This window comes from Methanothermococcus sp., assembly GCF_015523155.1.
In the GTDB taxonomy this organism is placed as follows: domain Archaea; phylum AGJL01; class Methanococci; order Methanococcales; family Methanococcaceae; genus Methanofervidicoccus.
Window position 1 is genome coordinate 1 of record NZ_WAKW01000003.1, and the last position, 16,331, is coordinate 16,331.

20 protein-coding genes are annotated in these 16,331 nt (G+C 30.8%); 14 read left to right on the forward strand and 6 right to left on the reverse strand.

All coding sequences use genetic code 11. The features are described 5' to 3' along the window. The first annotated feature begins 124 nt into the window (after positions 1-124). A complete protein-coding gene (locus tag F7B34_RS00775) occupies positions 125-457 on the forward strand; it encodes a helix-turn-helix domain-containing protein (RefSeq protein WP_292459511.1) in 333 nt (110 codons plus the stop codon). Positions 458-461: 4 nt separating this feature from the next. Next, complete coding sequence (locus tag F7B34_RS00780; protein ID WP_292459513.1) at positions 462-1,508, forward strand: class I SAM-dependent methyltransferase; 1,047 nt, start codon at positions 462-464, stop codon at positions 1,506-1,508. Positions 1,509-1,519: 11 nt separating this feature from the next. On the opposite strand, the gene F7B34_RS00785 is transcribed toward F7B34_RS00780, so the two are convergent. Together F7B34_RS00785 and F7B34_RS00790 are read right to left on the reverse strand one after the other, a co-directional pair. Then, the gene (locus F7B34_RS00785) at positions 1,520-2,419 is read right to left on the reverse strand and encodes an inorganic phosphate transporter (protein ID WP_292459515.1); all 900 of its coding nucleotides are present in this window, start codon (positions 2,417-2,419) and stop codon (positions 1,520-1,522) included. Further along, entirely contained in the window at positions 2,416-3,042 is a 627-nt protein-coding gene (locus F7B34_RS00790; RefSeq protein WP_292459517.1) for a TIGR00153 family protein, read from the reverse strand. Before F7B34_RS00790 ends, F7B34_RS00785 begins: the two co-directional genes overlap by 4 nt. A 421-nt stretch (positions 3,043-3,463) precedes the next feature. On the opposite strand from F7B34_RS00790, the gene comA reads away from it, so the two are divergent. From comA to F7B34_RS00810, 4 genes are all read left to right on the forward strand, one after another. Then, positions 3,464-4,222 carry a phosphosulfolactate synthase gene (gene comA / locus F7B34_RS00795; RefSeq protein ID WP_292459519.1) on the forward strand — a complete coding sequence of 253 codons (759 nt, stop codon included), beginning with the start codon at positions 3,464-3,466 and terminating at the stop codon, positions 4,220-4,222. An 89-nt stretch (positions 4,223-4,311) separates the two neighbouring features. After that, positions 4,312-5,091, forward strand: a complete 780-nt coding sequence (locus F7B34_RS00800; protein WP_292459521.1) for an ATP-binding cassette domain-containing protein — start codon at positions 4,312-4,314, stop codon at positions 5,089-5,091. A gap of 51 nt (positions 5,092-5,142) precedes the next feature. Beyond that, entirely contained in the window at positions 5,143-5,853 is a 711-nt protein-coding gene (locus F7B34_RS00805) for a GTP-binding protein (RefSeq protein ID WP_292459666.1), read from the forward strand. Position 5,854: 1 nt separating this feature from the next. Continuing rightward, the gene (locus F7B34_RS00810; RefSeq protein ID WP_292459523.1) at positions 5,855-6,529 is read left to right on the forward strand and encodes a (Fe-S)-binding protein; all 675 of its coding nucleotides are present in this window, start codon (positions 5,855-5,857) and stop codon (positions 6,527-6,529) included. Positions 6,530-6,608: 79 nt separating this feature from the next. Here the strand turns inward: F7B34_RS00810 and larC are convergent, their stop codons facing one another. After that, positions 6,609-7,826: a nickel pincer cofactor biosynthesis protein LarC gene (gene larC / locus F7B34_RS00815; RefSeq protein ID WP_292459525.1), complete on the reverse strand. Its 1,218-nt coding sequence runs from the start codon at positions 7,824-7,826 to the stop codon at positions 6,609-6,611. Positions 7,827-7,938: 112 nt separating this feature from the next. Here larC and truA point away from each other — a divergent pair, with 112 nt between their 5' ends. After that, positions 7,939-8,736, forward strand: a complete 798-nt coding sequence (gene truA, locus F7B34_RS00820) for a tRNA pseudouridine(38-40) synthase TruA (protein ID WP_292459527.1) — start codon at positions 7,939-7,941, stop codon at positions 8,734-8,736. A gap of 219 nt (positions 8,737-8,955) precedes the next feature. On the opposite strand, the gene F7B34_RS00825 is transcribed toward truA, so the two are convergent. From F7B34_RS00825 to F7B34_RS00835, 3 genes are read right to left on the reverse strand one after another with little or no spacing between them, the layout of a single operon-like run. Then, entirely contained in the window at positions 8,956-9,588 is a 633-nt protein-coding gene (locus F7B34_RS00825) for a cobalt-precorrin-8 methylmutase (RefSeq protein WP_292459669.1), read from the reverse strand. A 30-nt stretch (positions 9,589-9,618) separates the two neighbouring features. Continuing rightward, on the reverse strand, positions 9,619-9,894 hold the full coding sequence (locus F7B34_RS00830) for a DUF2097 domain-containing protein (RefSeq protein ID WP_292459529.1): 276 nt from the start codon (positions 9,892-9,894) through the stop codon (positions 9,619-9,621). 55 nt (positions 9,895-9,949) lie between these two features. Further along, a complete protein-coding gene (locus F7B34_RS00835; protein WP_292459531.1) occupies positions 9,950-10,768 on the reverse strand; it encodes a DUF63 family protein in 819 nt (272 codons plus the stop codon). Between the two features lie 77 nt (positions 10,769-10,845). Between F7B34_RS00835 and F7B34_RS00840 the strand changes: the two genes are divergently transcribed. The 7 genes from F7B34_RS00840 (at position 10,846) to F7B34_RS00870 (ending at position 16,326) form a co-directional block, all read left to right on the forward strand. Then, a complete protein-coding gene (locus tag F7B34_RS00840) occupies positions 10,846-11,181 on the forward strand; it encodes a DUF190 domain-containing protein (RefSeq protein WP_292459533.1) in 336 nt (111 codons plus the stop codon). Between the two features lie 56 nt (positions 11,182-11,237). Next, positions 11,238-12,305, forward strand: a complete 1,068-nt coding sequence (locus tag F7B34_RS00845; protein WP_292459534.1) for a DNA double-strand break repair nuclease NurA — start codon at positions 11,238-11,240, stop codon at positions 12,303-12,305. A gap of 137 nt (positions 12,306-12,442) precedes the next feature. After that, on the forward strand, positions 12,443-13,183 hold the full coding sequence (locus F7B34_RS00850) for a helix-turn-helix domain-containing protein (protein ID WP_292459536.1): 741 nt from the start codon (positions 12,443-12,445) through the stop codon (positions 13,181-13,183). A gap of 85 nt (positions 13,184-13,268) precedes the next feature. Further along, positions 13,269-14,315: a hydroxymethylglutaryl-CoA synthase gene (locus F7B34_RS00855; protein WP_292459538.1), complete on the forward strand. Its 1,047-nt coding sequence runs from the start codon at positions 13,269-13,271 to the stop codon at positions 14,313-14,315. A gap of 14 nt (positions 14,316-14,329) precedes the next feature. Further along, the gene (locus tag F7B34_RS00860) at positions 14,330-14,776 is read left to right on the forward strand and encodes a nucleotidyltransferase domain-containing protein (protein WP_292459539.1); all 447 of its coding nucleotides are present in this window, start codon (positions 14,330-14,332) and stop codon (positions 14,774-14,776) included. Next, positions 14,742-15,119 (forward strand): DUF86 domain-containing protein, encoded by a 378-nt coding sequence (locus F7B34_RS00865; protein ID WP_292459542.1) that lies wholly within the window; start codon positions 14,742-14,744, stop codon positions 15,117-15,119. Before F7B34_RS00860 ends, F7B34_RS00865 begins: the two co-directional genes overlap by 35 nt. A 22-nt stretch (positions 15,120-15,141) precedes the next feature. Beyond that, entirely contained in the window at positions 15,142-16,326 is a 1,185-nt protein-coding gene (locus F7B34_RS00870; protein ID WP_292459543.1) for a thiolase domain-containing protein, read from the forward strand. Positions 16,327-16,331: the final 5 nt, after the last annotated feature.

Sequence of the window (16,331 nt, forward strand, 5' to 3'; positions counted from 1 at the left end):
TCGGAGATGTGTATAAGAGACAGATATATAAATATATCTTTAATTATACAATTTTTATCGGTTTATAACCTATGTTATTAACAGTATAAATAATTAAAAAAATAATAAAATAAGGTGTGATGACATGATAGCAAAGGATATGATATTCATCAACCCAACTATATTACGCTCATTGAACAAAAGTAAATTAAGAAAAAAAATTTTATTTTTTCTTTACAAAATACATCCACAGGGTGTTTATCTTTCAGAACTTTCTAGATGGGTAAATTCAGACCCAAGTAATGTATTGGGATGTTTAAAAGGAATGGGAACTAGATACAATGGCAATTATTCCCTAATTGAAATGGGACTTGTTGAATGTATTGACGAAGCAGGAATGAAAATCTATGTTATAACTAAATATGGTAAAAACATTGTTGAATATTTAAAAGATTATGATTCAATTGACAGGTGGTGATATCATGGAGATTAACTTTAACCATGGAATACAAAATATAGTAGGTAGGAGCAATTATGAATATGAGTATAAAATAGACGATATGAACCATGCCCTTAAATCCATGGATTATACTATAAAATATTTGAGTAATGAATTGTTGGTGGCTTTTTTTAAACAGGGCATGGATTTTGGAATATATGGAGTAATTGACAAATATAAACCAAAGCCAAATAAGGTAAATTCTCTTTTGGGGTATCCAAATAATGATTTTTTGAATGATTATATAATCACTGCCATTAAATTGGGAATAATTTATCAAAACGAAGATGGTAATTTAGAGCTAAATAGAGATAAAAAAATAATTATAAAACACCCTGAGTATGATAAATTTATGGAAGATTACATCATAAACTACGACCACATGACTAAACTGTCAAAATATGCCCTTATAGGATATAACCATCCAAAAATATTACTTAACTTTATAGAGGATGCCGATATTTGGGATATTATATTGAATACCTCATATTTAAAATCATGTAGAAATGTCATTGCAAAGTATTTGAATTTAAGAAATGGAGATTATATACTTGATGTAGGTTGTGGTTCTAGATCCCCTGAATTCTATATCTCCAAGATATTCCCAAAGGGAAAATATACAGGGATAGATATATCAAAAAATTTGCTGAAAATAGCAGAAATAAGAACAAAAAGATGGGATAATGGTAGTATCTCGTTAAAACATATGGATTTTTGCAATGCAATGATTAAAAATAAATACGATTATGTTATATGTACATATACCCTTAAATATAGCCCATCACTAAAAATATTCCTAAAAAAGATGATGAATGCCCTACATTCGGGGGGTAAATTAATTATTGCAGAGGAATTCTTTAAAGATACCTCTAATATAAATATTGAATTATTTGAATTCTACAATAGATTAAATAAATTTTTTAAAAATTATCATTCTAAAAAGGAAATATTGGACACATTGGAATCTATGGGTTATGATATTAAACACACATCATTAAGTGATGGAATATTGGTAATTGAGAAAATATAATTTTAAAATTTTTACCCATATTTCAATACTTCAATTAAATAACCTACAATCAATGCAAAACCTGGGGCAGAAATCCATCCCAATATAATATTTAACAATGTTTTCCATTTTACTGTTTTGATACCCTTTGTTAATCCAACTCCAACAACACCGCCGATTATTGCTTGGGTCGTAGAAACTGGCATTCCAAACTGTGTAAATACAAAAACGCTTATTCCTGCGGATAACTGTGCCACAAATGCTGTTAATGGACTTAATTTAACAAGATTCATACCAACAGTTTCAGAAACTCCTTTTCCAAATAGTAGGGCACCTATTATAATAGCAATTCCACCCATAAAAAAAACATCCGTATTATTTGATATTGCACCAAGGGCTGTTGGAAGGTCATTTGAACCTAAGTTATATGCTATAAGACCACCGCTTAATATCAACCCATATTTTAACAATTCTACTCTTTTTAAAATAGGTATATTTGAATGTTCAAACAATTTATAAAGGGTAAATGATATTGATGCAGTTAATACAGGTGAAATTATCCAGCTTCCAACAATTTTAACAAATAATTCCATGTTTGCGGAGCTCATGTTTAACCCAACCAAAGCACATACAATTACTTGGTGGGTGGATATGGGTATCTTTTTGTAGGTAATTACCGTAATAATCAATCCTGCAATAACAAGTGAAGGAATAACATTTCCCGACACAATAGTACTCATAGTATGTCCCACATTGTGAGCATTTAAACATCCCAATAGCACAAATATTCCAAATATTAACACTAATTTTTTATAGCTCATTAATTTTGCTCCAACTGATGTGCCAAGAGCATTTGCCGTGTCATTTGCCCCAATTACGAATGCAATATATAACCCACTTAATAGAGCAATTGATTCTAATATATAAATCACCGATAACTTAGATATATTATTTGGAATTCATCTGATACATTTTCTATATAATCACTTATTTCTGTTATTTTATCTACAAAATCACTCATAAGTTTTCCCTCCCAAAATGAGTTTATTTTCATATTTACCATATACCTATAAATTTCATGATGAATATCATCAATTTTTTCCTCTCCTGCTTTTATATCTTTTATATGTTTTTTAAAGTCGCCTCCGTTTTCAAACACATCTATTAAATTATACATTGAATTTAACATATTTAAGGATATATTTAGTATTAATTTGCACTTTTTCTCAATGGTGTCGTCTAAATCAAAAGTCATCAAATTGTATATAAGAGCTCCATGTTTAATACTGTCAAGAACTTCATCAAGGATTTCAATTGAATAATTTAATTCTTTTTTCATGCTGGGCAAAAATGCTTCATAGAGATTTAATATTACTCTTTTTCTTATTTCATCCCCTTCTTTTTCAAGTTTTATAATTTCACGTAATTTATTGTCGCTCTTATCATCGATATATTCATCTAACACTTTAATACTATCAATAGATAGGGAAACATGAGTTTTCAGTAGATTTATGACTTCTTTTTCAGGTTTCCTTTTAAAGAGAAATATGGTCAAATTACCGCCCCCTATATTTAATCATCCAACATATCATTTAATACAATTAACATAGTTCAATACATTTAATTTGGGCTTTTAAATTATTATCATTTATAATATATATCAAATATAAATAAAAACATATTGCCAATAGATAAAATATATAAAACTGTAAAATTTAGTTTTTTTGAAATTAAATTGATTTTAAGTCTATGGAGAAAAATCTAAATGAATATTTTATATTTCCTTTCCTTTTTTATACCATTCTTTTTTATCATATGTGTCTATATTTTAATATTACAGTAAAAAAAATCAATAAATATATAAAATATTAATCCTATAATAACTAAAAATTATACTTTAATATATATTTAATATCAAAATTTTCTTATAATGTAAAAAAATATAAATAAAAATAATAAAATAAAAAGGCGATAATATGAATGCATTTGGTTTTTTAGATATTGAAAGAGAAAACGGCATTACAATGGTTTTAGATAAGGGACTTTCCCCTGATTTTGTAAAAGATTATTTGAAAACTTGCGGAAAATACATAACCTTTATTAAATTTGGCTGGGGAACAAGTGCAGTTCAGGATGGGGACATTGTAAAAGAGAAGATAAGAAATTACAAAGAATATGGAATAAAAGTATATCCCGGAGGAACTTTATTTGAGGTTTGTTTTTCAAGAGGAATGTTTGACGAATATTTAAATGAATGTAAGGAGCTCGGTTTTGAAGCTGTGGAAATATCCAATGGCTCTATGGATTTAAGCCTAGAAGATAGAAAAAATGCCATAAAAAAGGCAAAGGATGAAGGATTTATCGTTTTAACAGAAGTTGGAAAAAAGAGTATAGAAAAGGACAAGGAATTAAGCATAATGGATAGAATAAATCTAATAAATGAGGATTTAAAAGCAGGAGCAGATTATGTAATTATCGAGGGTAGAGAAAGCGGAAAATCCATCGGATTATTCGATAAGGATGGAAATGTAAAGCTGTCTGAATTTGAAACCTTAATTAATCATGTTCCAGTTGAAAAAATCATATTTGAAGCACCAAATAAAAATCAGCAGGTTGAATTTATATTAAAAGTTGGAAATGATGTTAATTTAGGAAATATTGCCTATGACGAAGTAATTTCATTAGAAACCCTTAGAAGAGGATTAAGGGGAGATACTTTTGGAAAAATACAGTGAAATTTGTAATAGGCAGTAATAATAATTAAAATAATAAAATAATAATTATAAACTAAACGAAATATAATGATATAAAAATATGTGATACTATGGATATAAATGAAATTACAATAATTGGCGGATACAACAAATTTGGAGAGCCAGAGGCAGTTAGAGAATTAACTGTAAAAAAAGGAGAAATATTTGGTGTTGTAGGTCCAACAGGTAGTGGAAAATCAAATTTAATAAGCGATATTGAGCAGTTAGCACAGAGGGATACCCTTTCAAGAAGAAAAATATTGATAAACGGGGAAGTCCCGCCGGTTGATATGAGAAGAGACCCAAGAAAAAGAAGGATAGCCCAATTATCCCAAAACATGAACTTTTTAGCAGACATGACTGTTGAAGAATTCTTATTGATGCACGCAAAAAGTAGGGGCATAGAAAAAGAAGGAATAGTGGATGAAATAATAAATTTGGCAAATAAATTGACGGGAGAACCGATTAAAAAGGAATATAATTTAACCATATTAAGCGGCGGTCAATCAAGAAGTTTAATGGTTGCAGATGTGGCAGTTATAAGCGATTCCCCTATTGTGTTAATTGATGAGATAGAAAATGCAGGGATTAAAAAGCATGAAGCTTTAGAGCTCCTAGCAGGTTATGGAAAAATTGTGATGGTTATTACCCACGACCCAGTTTTAGCACTTATGACAGATAGAAGAGTTGTAATGAAAAACGGTGGGATGACTGAAATCATTGAAACTACCGAGGAAGAAAAGGAGGTTTCAAAGAAATTAAATAATATAGATAATTGGATGCTGTTAATGAGAGAAAAAATAAGGCATGGCGGTAGATTGGCATTGGAAGATATAGAATTTACAGTATAAGGTGAAATAATGGATAATTTAAATAAAATAGATAAAACAAATAAAAAAGATATAAAAATAAGTATAGTGGCTGGAACACCGGGAGCAGGAAAAACTTCTGTATTAATACATACAATTAAAAATCTTATGAATGCAGGACATAAACCAGCGGTTGTTAAAATTGACTGTCTTTATACGGATGACGATGTAAGATATGGTAAATTGGGCATTCCTACTCTTATAGGTCTTAGTAAGGATATGTGTCCAGACCATTTTGCAATATATAATATGGAAGAAATGGTTGAATGGGCAAAAAATCAAGATGAAGATATTGACATACTCATAATTGAAACCGCAGGATTGTGCCATAGGTGTGCTCCCTATACAAAAAACAGCCTTGGAATCTGTGTGATAGATGCAACATCTGGACCAAATACGCCGAGAAAGGTAGGTCCATTTTTGACAAGTGCCGATGTTGTGGCAATTACAAAAGGAGATATAATTTCTCAGGCAGAAAGGGAAGTATTTAGAGAAAGAATTTTAGAGATGAACCCCCATTGTAGAATTTACGATGTAAATGGATTAAGCGGTCAGGGTTGTGGGGAAATAGCCGATGAAATAGCTGAAACAAAACCATTAGCAAGTTTAGAAAATGAGGAATTAAGGCACAATGCCCCATTATGTATTTGCACCCTTTGTGTTGGAGAAACAAGAGTTTCAAAGAAATACCACAGAGGAGTTTTAAGAAGAATCGATGGATTTACAAAATACACAGGGGAATAATATGGATGTAAATAAATTAAATAAAATAATAAAATTGCTTCCCGGATACAACTGCAAAGCATGCGGTTATAAACGATGCGATATTTTTGCAGAGGAACTTTTAAATGGTGAAACTTCACTGGATAAATGCCCATTTTTATTTAGGGAAGATTTTAAGGAAAATATGAAAGAATTAAAAGAATTATTAAAGGATGTCGAGTATAAAAAAGAGGTAAAACCAGAAGTGGAAAAAGAAGAAAAAAAACTCATAGGAGTAATTGATGGGTATGAAGCAGATTTTCTGTTGGACCCGCTACCTAATGAACATTCATGCAGGGAAACTTTAATAATTACAGATAAAAGACCTTTAAAAATTGGAGATTATATCCAATACAGACCATTAGGCTGTCCGATACCACATTTTGCTAAAATAATTGATGAAAATCATGGATTGTATATTGCCCATATTGAAGGTCCATGCCATAGAATCACAGGGGAAGAAAAAGAATATATAAACGTAGGTATTGCCATGGTTGTGGCATTTGAAGGCATAGTTATTGGAAAGGTTCCAGAAGTCGGGCATACTGTTAAGTTTATACCAAATCACTGCATGATGCAAAAGGTTCATTCAGGGGTAGTTGTTGAAGTTGAAGGAAACAGAGTATATATTGAAGGTATTGATTTAAAGGTATGGTGATTAGAGATTTTAAATCCTCTGGATTTTTATTTATCTTTTTGCTTGTAAATTAGACTAAATCACTTCGTGATTTCGTTGCTCACTTGGCTATGCAGGTGATTTCATTATCCAACATCTTCAAAACCTTTCTAAGAGGTATTTTTAATTCTTCTGCTATTTTTTTGGCGTCTTCATATTCTGGTTTCATATTTATTATTTTATCATCAATACATGATATTTTCACATTAAATTTAAATTCCTTGCCATTTATATTAATAAAATGGGTTTTTTCAATTCGCTCTGCCTTTATCCTATCTATCTCTTTTATTCTTACCCCTAATGTTCCAGTTTCTTCCATAAGCATTTTTGCAAGTTTTTCAGATTTTGCATAATTTGTGATTACAGAAATAATATTGGTGGGTCGGTTTTTCTTTCCGATACCATTTACAACAAATACTTCTTTTGCCCCTTCATTTAGTAGTTTTTCAAAAAGATTTCCTATAATCTCCCCAGAAACATCATCTACATTGGTTTCAAGCACAACCATGTTTTTTTCTATATTTTTGTTTATTTTTCCTTCAATAACTCTTAAAATATTTGGGACTTCTTTTAATATTTTTGAGCCTCCACCATATCCAACTTTTATGGGCGTCATAGGGGGGAAGTTATCCACAATTTCATCAACCACATTGGAAAGTACGGCAATGCCCGTTGGTGTAGTATGTTCAAATTTAGTGGCATAAGGTGGATTGGAGTATTTTATACCATGTTTGCATAATATTTCAAGGGTAGCAGGAGCAGGAACTGATAAAATACCGTGTTCCATACTCACATATCCACCGCCAAGAACTGGGGGTGTGGAGTATATTTTTCCGTTCAAAAATCCGTTTTTTTCAAGGAGCATTACGCTTCCAACAACATCAAAAACTGTATCAAGGGATGCCACTTCGTGAAGGTGGAAGTCGGTTTTATGGAGCTTTTTTTCGGCAGATATTAAATCGTCTATAATATTACAGATTATGTTCTTTGCCCTTTTGGATAAATTCAAATTATTAGAAACTTCCTTAACGGCATCTTTTAAATCTTCTGGGCGGTGAAATCTATCTTCAATTATATTCATATAAAGCTTTTTTACCACTATACCGTTTATTTTTTCTTCCTTAATATTTACTTCAAATTTTTTGCAGTTTTTTAGATTGTTGATGGTGGAGGTGAGCTCACATAATAAATCAATATCATCGGTTAAATCAATAAGTGCAGATATGAACATATCACCGGATATTCCAGATATTTTGGGGTCTATAATTAGAGTTTTCATACTATCACTTTTTTATATTAAATGAAGGAAATAATATTTAAAATATATTCCTATTTTAATCTTTAATTTAATAAATTATACGTATATGTTATATGATTATCATCGTGATATTATGTATATCTTAAAAGTGGCATATGATGAATATAATTATGGATTCCAATCTCAACCACATAAAGAAACCGTTTGTGATAAAATAATGGATGCTTTAAGAGAATGTAATTATTTAGCAAATGATAAAATAATTTTTTATGGTGGAAGGACTGATAAAGGCGTTTCTGCAATTGGAAATTTTATAGTGGTGGAATTAAACCAAGAGCCGATTTTATCCTATATTTATTCAAAATTAAAAAATAAAGGAATTTGGATTTTAGGCTACAACAAAATAAATGCCATTCCAGAGGTAAAATATAGACATTATAGGTATATATTGCCTAATATGCTATATGATGATGAATATAATATTGATTTAATGAAGGAGGCTTCAAAAAAAATCATAGGAACGCATTCATTCCATAACCTATCAAAAAGAGATAGAACAAAGGAAAAAAGCCCCATTAGGACAATATATGATATAAAAATTGATGAAAATCCATATTATATTACAATTGATGTTATCGGCAAAAGTTTCCTGTGGAATATGGTAAGAAAAATAATTACTGCACTATCCGAGGTGGGAAAAGAAAATAAATCTTTGGGATGGATAGATGAACTCCTGTGTGAAAACTATAAAGAGGGCGTAGCACCGGCACCAGCAGAGGGGCTTATACTGATGGATGCAAAAACTGATGTAGATTATATTTACGATAGCTATGTGTTAAATAGATTTAAAAGGGAGTGGATGGAAAACTATAAAAAAACAACCATGAAATTAGGAGTATGTAGAAATATGGTAAATTCGTTTAATATATAAAAAGAGTAGTGAATTACTCCCCTCCGTCTTAAAATGGACTCTCCCATCGCAAATCTTTATTTGCGAGCTAAAATCCAAAGGATTTTTTAATCCCTTATCTTCGCGAAGCGAGGGGATTAAACAGAATGCTTCGCATTTTGTAGCTCACCAACTTTGTTGGTGATTTTAAAAATCTTTGATTTTTAAGACGGAAGGGGACTTCTTGCGGAATAAGTTAAATCATGCTCTTTTATTCTTACTCAATGCGATAATTCCATTGGCAATTGACACTGCAACAGGAGTTCCCCCTTTTGCCCCTACTGTGGTTATAGATGGAATATTGGTATGTCTTAACGCCTCTTTTGACTCGCCTGCTTTTACAAAACCAACCGGAGCTCCGATAACAAGTTTTGGTTTTATGTCCTCTTCATTTATCAATCTAATTACTTCAAATAGTGCAGTAGGTGCATTACCTATTACAACAATACCTCCGTTTATAAGTTTTTTTGCAACCCTCATAGATGCCATAGCTCTTGTAATTTGCTCCTTTTTAGCCATTTTATAAGTTTCTCTATCGTTTATAAAGTTATGCAAATTATCGTATCTAATACCGGCTTTAACCATATTAACATCAACAACTATTGGTTTTTTATTTTTAATTGCTTCAATGCCATTTTCTACTGGGTTATTTTTAAAAACTAAAAGTTTTGCATATTCTTCATCTGCTGTGGCATGCACAACCCTTTCCATTATTGTCAGTTCTTCATTGGAGTACTCTTTTAATTTATCACCCAAAACACATTTTATTTTATTTCTTACAATTTCCCTAGATTTCTCAGCAATATTTAATCCATCCTTTGTTGTAGCTCCCATAAACATAATATCATCTTTTTAACTTATTATTTATTCTACTGTTTTTAAAATTGTTTTTGTACTACCATCTGATTTTGTATGAACAAATTCTATTAAATCATTAACTACCTTTGATAATTCGAGCTCTACGAGTCCTATCAAATCATTGTCAGAATCCAATCTAAAAAATGTACCATCTTTGCTAATGACTGTCCCTTCTAAATGGCATCTTCCAAAGTATGCTTCTATATAATCTCCTTCATCGACAGTATCGATATAATTGTATAACTCATTTTCTTCATTAACAACTATTTCAATAATTTTCATAATATCCCTTTTTTTATTTTTAATTAAATTAATTATTTATATGCATTTAAGAATATTAAACGCCCATTACTGTTCTAAATAAATCCCTAAGTCCCGGAGCAAGTCCCAAAGCCATTATAGCTATTTTTAAAATATTTCTAAAATCTTTGTTATCCACCTCTCTGTTTATAATATAAAGTACAGATATAACCACAATAAGTTTTAAAGGTATCATCACATAAGGTCCAAAAGCATCCATGAAGAATCTTGGTATAGGGTGCTGTTCCCAATACCCATATACTCCAATACCAATTGCTGTTGCTGATGCATCTGTTAATTGTGAAAATATGGCATATTTATCCAAAATATCAAATTTTAATCTATTCTTTAAAAATCCTATCTTTTCAATAGACCATACTACAATAGAGCATATAATAGCCACCAAACCAAACACATAAAAAAATGCTTCTACATGCATCATATTTTTTAAAAATATACTTAGTAAATAGATTGTTGGAATTATTGCCATTATCAAAGCTAAAATATGATACCTTCCTTTGAGTAATAGCCTAGAAAGTATTATAGATACCATATAATATAACCCAACCAAAATCACAATACCGGGTGTTACTGTATAGTATGAGTGAGGTATATATCCTGCATCAACAAGAGCCCTCATTAATGATATTAGAACAATATAAAATATGGTTATATATGCAAACTTGTTATCCAAGGATATATTTAACAATTTACAAATTTTAAAAAAAATATACACCATAACAAACAATAATATACCATAGGTAATCTCTTGAATGGAATTATATCCTGATTTCATTTTGATAGGTTCTATATAATATTTATAAATAAACTCTAAAAATGATTCTTTTAAATCCATTAAATCACCATATAAATATTATTATATTAAATATTTTAAACTATATTATATAAATATAGAATTGTTTTGGTGATATTATGAAAATAATAAATGCTAAAATGTTAAAAATATACTTAAAAGAAACTGACAAATATAAAGGAATAGCCCTGTATAGATATATATTAAAAAAACTTAAAGAGAATAGAGTTGCGGGAGCTACTGTATTGAGAGGATTTTGTGGCTATGGTATAAGGGGAATCTCTGAGGCTGACATTATAAGACTTTCTATGGATTTACCTATAATAATAGAATGTATCGAATATGAGGATAAGTTGGTAAAAATATTGCCTGAATTAGTTGAAATAATTGGAGAAAATGGAGTTATAAGTATTACAGATGTCAAGGTTATAAAAAATAAAAATAATAAAAAATAATAAAAAATGAAAATATAAAAAATAATATAAAAAAGGTATTTTTCAGGGTGTTATTTTTGGATTTTTCATATTTACTTAGTAAAAAACATAAAATTTGCAAAAAGATAGAATCTCTTAATGTAGATTTTGATATTGATAGATACTGGGTTTCACAGGACTTTGAAAATCCATCGTACTGTGTATTTGCCGGTGGAGATGGTAGTTTTAATAAAATAGATTATGTTGATTATTGTCTTTATTCAGTAGGTGCTGTATCTTATATAAACAAAGTTGGAGAGAAAATAGAAGAATCCATTTCCTATTGGGATACAGATATAATACTACCGTATAGATACATATCAAATAGGCTTAGGCTTTATATGATAAATATGGAGTTAAAAACTGCACTATGGAATTTTAAAAATAAAAATATTGATTACTATCTATTTGATGGCTCATTGTATTCTCTTTTAATCCAAACCCACACCTATGGAACCATTGTTGAAAATAAAAATGAAGAAAATGAAAAATCTATTATAGATTATTATAATGAATACAGTCATGAAATTAAAAGCAGAATTCTTGAAAATATCCATGAAAATCGGCTTATTCCAACTCTAGCCCTAAACAAAAATGATAGAGAAAGAATAATATTTGAACAGCTTGAATATATAGTTCTTTTAATAGAGATCCTAAAGAAATATGGTAAAAAAATAATTGGTATCTCAAAAACTTCAAAAATGAATTTGTATTTTAAAGAATCTAATATTCCTGATATTGCGGTGTTTTCAAAAGTAAACGGAACAGGATATTCAAAACCATTAAATTTAACAGATGGAAGAATAAAGGAGATAAATAGAAATGTATATTATACTATAAATCACTTAAAAAAATTTGGGTATAATGTAGATGAAATATACTATCAATTTTTAAGGTTGGATAGTGGAGCAGGCGTGTTGAACATTACTTCATTTTCAAAATTAAATAATGACTTCTTTTCAAATTTAAATGAAATATCCATTGGAGGATATCCATATATATTAAAAAAATCCCATGAAACTGTAAAGATAGGTGATAAAGATATGGAGCTCTGTGCTAAATTATTGGGCATATACAATAAAAGTGATAGAAATTTAATACTTTAATATCTATTTTATTTTATATTTATAATACGAAAAAAATTTAAAAAATCATCTATTTTAATATAATTTAATCGACATATAACGAACAAAAGTTTCTTTTAAATCGAAACTTTTATATAATATGGAGTATATTTGAAATTATGGAAAAAATAAAAGTGCATATTATAGGAGATATTGTATTGTCCGACAACATAGGGAAGAGTATGAAAAAATGGAGGGAAATGTTTAATATCCCTCAAATATATGTTGCTAGATATTTAGATTTATCTCCATCAGTTATAAGTGATTACGAAACTGGTAGGAGGAAAAATCCAGGAGTAAATATCGTAAAAAGATATGTTGATGCATTAGTTGAACTTGACAAAGAAAACGGAGGGCATATAATAAGAGCCCTTCAAAAGGTTTTAAATCCTCCATCAATGAAAGCTATTCTTCAAATAAGAGAATATAGAGACCCGATAGCTATTAAAGAATTCTTAAACATTATAGATGGGAAAATTGCGGTAGGAAATCGAAAAATTTCAAAAATTTCAAAATCTTCTGAGATTCAAGAGTTAGAAAACAAGTTAAATAGTCAAATATTTGGTCATACAGTTGTAGATAGTATAAGGGCAATATTGGAAATGGATGGACAGGATTTTTTAAATCTATACGGTTGGACTACCGAAAGGGCATTGATATTTACAAATGTTTCATCTGGGAGAAGTCCAATGGTTGCCATAAGAGTGAGCTCTATAAAACCAAGACTGGTAGTTCTTCAAGGTATATTTCACTTAGATAAATTGGCACTAAAAATAGCAGAAATTGAAGGAATACCTCTTATTATAACAAAACTTAATATTGATGAACTATTAAAGAGATTAAAGGGAATATCAAATTAATATTACGTATAATGAATTTATTTTAATGTTTATTTTTGTTTTTATTTATTTTTAATTTATTTATATTATTAAAAAAGGTGATTACATGAAAGTTGGTATTGTAGGTTATGGAAGTTATATCCCTAAATACAGGATAAAAGTAGAGGAAATAGCAAAAGTTTGGGGAAAAAATCCAGAGTCCATAAAAAAAGGATTGATAGTCAATGAAAAAAGTGTCCCTTCACCAGATGAAGATACTGCAACAATAGCTGTTGAAGCAGCTAGATCTGCATTAAAAAGAGCAGGCATAAATCCTCAAGATATTGGAGCAGTATATGTAGGTAGTGAAAGTCATCCCTATGCTGTAAAACCAACATCATCAATAGTAGCAGAGGCAATTGGTGCCACGCCGGATTTAACAGCTGCGGATTTAGAATTCGCATGCAAGGCAGGAACCGCGGGAATCCAGATGTGCATGGGTCTTGTTAGTAGCGGGATTGTAAAATATGGTATGGCAATTGGTGCAGATACAGCTCAGGGGGCTCCAGGTGATGCACTGGAATATACCGCAGCAGCAGGTGGTGCAGCATATATAATTGGAAACGATAAGAATGAATTAATTGCAGAAATAAATAGCACCTGTTCATTTACAACAGATACCCCTGATTTTTGGAGAAGAGAAGGAGAATCCTACCCAAGACATGGTGGGAGATTTACAGGGGAGCCTGCATTTTTTAGACATGTGTTAAGTGCGGCTAAGGGAATGATGGAAAAAATGGGAACTACTCCAAAGGACTACGATTATTGTGTATTCCACCAGCCAAATGGGAAATTCTACATAAGGGCGGCAAAATCATTAGGATTTATAAATGAACAGTATAAATACGGACTTTTGACTCCCTATTTAGGGAATACATATTCAGGTGCTGTTCCACTGGGGCTTTCAAATGTTTTAGACCATGCAAAAGAGGGAGATAGGATTTTAGCAGTATCCTATGGAAGTGGTGCAGGTAGTGATGCCTTTGATATAACTGTAACGGACAAAATCGAGGAAGTTAAAAATAACGCTCCAAAAACAGTAGATTTACTCAATAGGAAAAAATATGTAGATTATGCAGTTTATTTGAAATATAGGGGCGGAATAAAGATATAAATGTGATAATAATAATGATTGAAAAAATAAAAAAGGATTTTAAAGACTTTAAGGATGAGGCATTTGGAATTTTATTATTCGGCTCTTATGTAAAAAATGAACATACAAAAAGAAGCGACATTGATATATGCTTGATTGGTATTGATAAAAGCGACATTGATATATGCTTGATTGGTATTGATAAAGACGACTATTTAAAAATTTTAAAAAAACTTGGAGATAAATATGATATAAAAATCTTTGAAGAGCTCCCCCTTTATATAAAAATTGATATTATCAAAAACCACAAAGTTATTTGGGGAAATGAATTAGAAATTTCAGAGTATTTCTACAAATTCAGAAAAATTTGGAGGGATATGGAAAAAAGGATAAAAGAAAACCAGTTTAAAAGTGTGAGGGAAAAATCTTCTTTGCGGAGGAGATTCAATGGAAAGAAAAAAGAGATACTTGGAGAAATTTGAAAAATTTGAGGAAGAATTTTACTTCATAAAAGAACATAAAATTGAGGATGAAATTACAAAACGAGCATTGTTATACTCCCTTCAACTATGTGTTGATATTGCAATGGATGTTGTGGCAATGCTTGTAAAAGATGTTGGATTAAATGTTGAGGACGATTATACAAATATTGAAAAACTTCTAAACCACGATATTATTACAAAAGAAGAAGAAACTATATTAAAACAATATAATGGAGTTAGAAATGCAATTTTTCATAAATATGATAAATTAAATTTGGATATTGTAGAAGAAGGACTAAAAAGAATTGATGAACTTCATGAAATAATAATTAAACTTATATAGAGTTTTACGAAGAGGTGGAATAATGAGAGATGTTGCAATAATAGGATACGGACAAACAAAATTTGGTGAACTCTGGGAATCATCATTTAGGGACATAATTGTTGAGGCAGGAGTTAAAGCAATAAAAGATGCAAATATTGAGGGGGATGATATAGAAGCCATGTATGTTGGAAATATGAGTGGAGGCCTTTTTGTAGGGCAGGAACACATAGCATCACTTATAGCAGATTATGCAGGATTAAACCCCATTCCATGCACAAGAGTTGAGGCGGCATGTGCATCTGGGAGCTTGGCTCTTAGGAGTGCATATCTCTCTGTTGCAAGCGGATGCCATGATGTTGTTTTAGCCGGCGGTGTGGAGAAGATGACAGATGTAGCAGATGCCACGTCAGCAATAGCCACTGCAGCAGACCAGGAATGGGAGGCATTCTTTGGGGCAACATTTCCATCATTATATGCTATGATGGCAAGAAGATATATGTATGAATACAATCTTACACTTGAACAGCTCTCAATGTGGAGTGTAATAGCTCATGACAATGGCTCAAAAAACCCCTATGCTCAGTTTAGATTTAAAACCACACTTGAACAGGTAATGAATGCTTCACCAGTAGCAGACCCATTAACACTTATGCACTGTTCCCCAGTTTCCGATGGAGCTGCGGCACTTATTATATGTGATGCAGATAAGGCAGAAGAATTTGCACCAAAAGATGAGATAATTTATATTAGGGCATCAACTCAGGCATCTGACACAATAGCACTTCATGGAAGAAAGGATATGACATCACTTAATGCCGCTAAGGTTGCATCAGAGAAAGCGTATAAATTGGCAGGTGTGTCTGCTGATAAGATGGATGTTGCAGAAGTTCATGATTGTTTTGCAATCAATGGTTTAATTTTATTGGAAGATTTGGGATTCTGCAAAAAAGGAGATGCTGGAAAAATCGTTGGAGATGACGAGAGAATAAGAATAGATTACGACGATTTTGTCAGTGTTAATCCAAGCGGTGGTTTAAAGGCGGCAGGTCATGCTCTCGGTGCCACAGGTATAAGACAGGTTGGGGAAATTTACTGGCAACTAAAACAGGATAAAAATTGTAAAGACAGGCAGGCATCCATTAAAAACGGATACGGTATAACTGCAAATGTTGGAGGAAGTGGTGGAACAGTATGTGTTCATGTTCTTTCAGATAAGAGGAAATAAAATAA

Bases quoted from the DNA above. Each gene is read 5' to 3' on its own strand.
- F7B34_RS00830 (WP_292459529.1), bottom strand. From the start codon at position 9,894: ATGAAAATTATTGAAATAGTTGTTAATGAAGAAAATGAGTTATACAAT.
- F7B34_RS00780 (WP_292459513.1), top strand. From the start codon at position 462: ATGGAGATTAACTTTAACCATGGAATACAAAATATAGTAGGTAGGAGC.
- F7B34_RS00775 (WP_292459511.1), top strand. From the start codon at position 125: ATGATAGCAAAGGATATGATATTCATCAACCCAACTATATTACGCTCA.
- F7B34_RS00800 (WP_292459521.1), top strand. From the start codon at position 4,312: ATGGATATAAATGAAATTACAATAATTGGCGGATACAACAAATTTGGA.
- F7B34_RS00870 (WP_292459543.1), top strand. From the start codon at position 15,142: ATGAGAGATGTTGCAATAATAGGATACGGACAAACAAAATTTGGTGAA.
- F7B34_RS00825 (WP_292459669.1), bottom strand. From the start codon at position 9,588: ATGGGAGCTACAACAAAGGATGGATTAAATATTGCTGAGAAATCTAGG.
- comA (WP_292459519.1), top strand. From the start codon at position 3,464: ATGAATGCATTTGGTTTTTTAGATATTGAAAGAGAAAACGGCATTACA.
- larC (WP_292459525.1), bottom strand. From the start codon at position 7,826: ATGAAAACTCTAATTATAGACCCCAAAATATCTGGAATATCCGGTGAT.
- F7B34_RS00865 (WP_292459542.1), top strand. From the start codon at position 14,742: ATGGAAAGAAAAAAGAGATACTTGGAGAAATTTGAAAAATTTGAGGAA.
- F7B34_RS00840 (WP_292459533.1), top strand. From the start codon at position 10,846: ATGAAAATAATAAATGCTAAAATGTTAAAAATATACTTAAAAGAAACT.
- F7B34_RS00860 (WP_292459539.1), top strand. From the start codon at position 14,330: ATGATTGAAAAAATAAAAAAGGATTTTAAAGACTTTAAGGATGAGGCA.
- F7B34_RS00855 (WP_292459538.1), top strand. From the start codon at position 13,269: ATGAAAGTTGGTATTGTAGGTTATGGAAGTTATATCCCTAAATACAGG.
- F7B34_RS00850 (WP_292459536.1), top strand. From the start codon at position 12,443: ATGGAAAAAATAAAAGTGCATATTATAGGAGATATTGTATTGTCCGAC.
- F7B34_RS00835 (WP_292459531.1), bottom strand. From the start codon at position 10,768: ATGGATTTAAAAGAATCATTTTTAGAGTTTATTTATAAATATTATATA.
- truA (WP_292459527.1), top strand. From the start codon at position 7,939: ATGTATATCTTAAAAGTGGCATATGATGAATATAATTATGGATTCCAA.
- F7B34_RS00810 (WP_292459523.1), top strand. From the start codon at position 5,855: ATGGATGTAAATAAATTAAATAAAATAATAAAATTGCTTCCCGGATAC.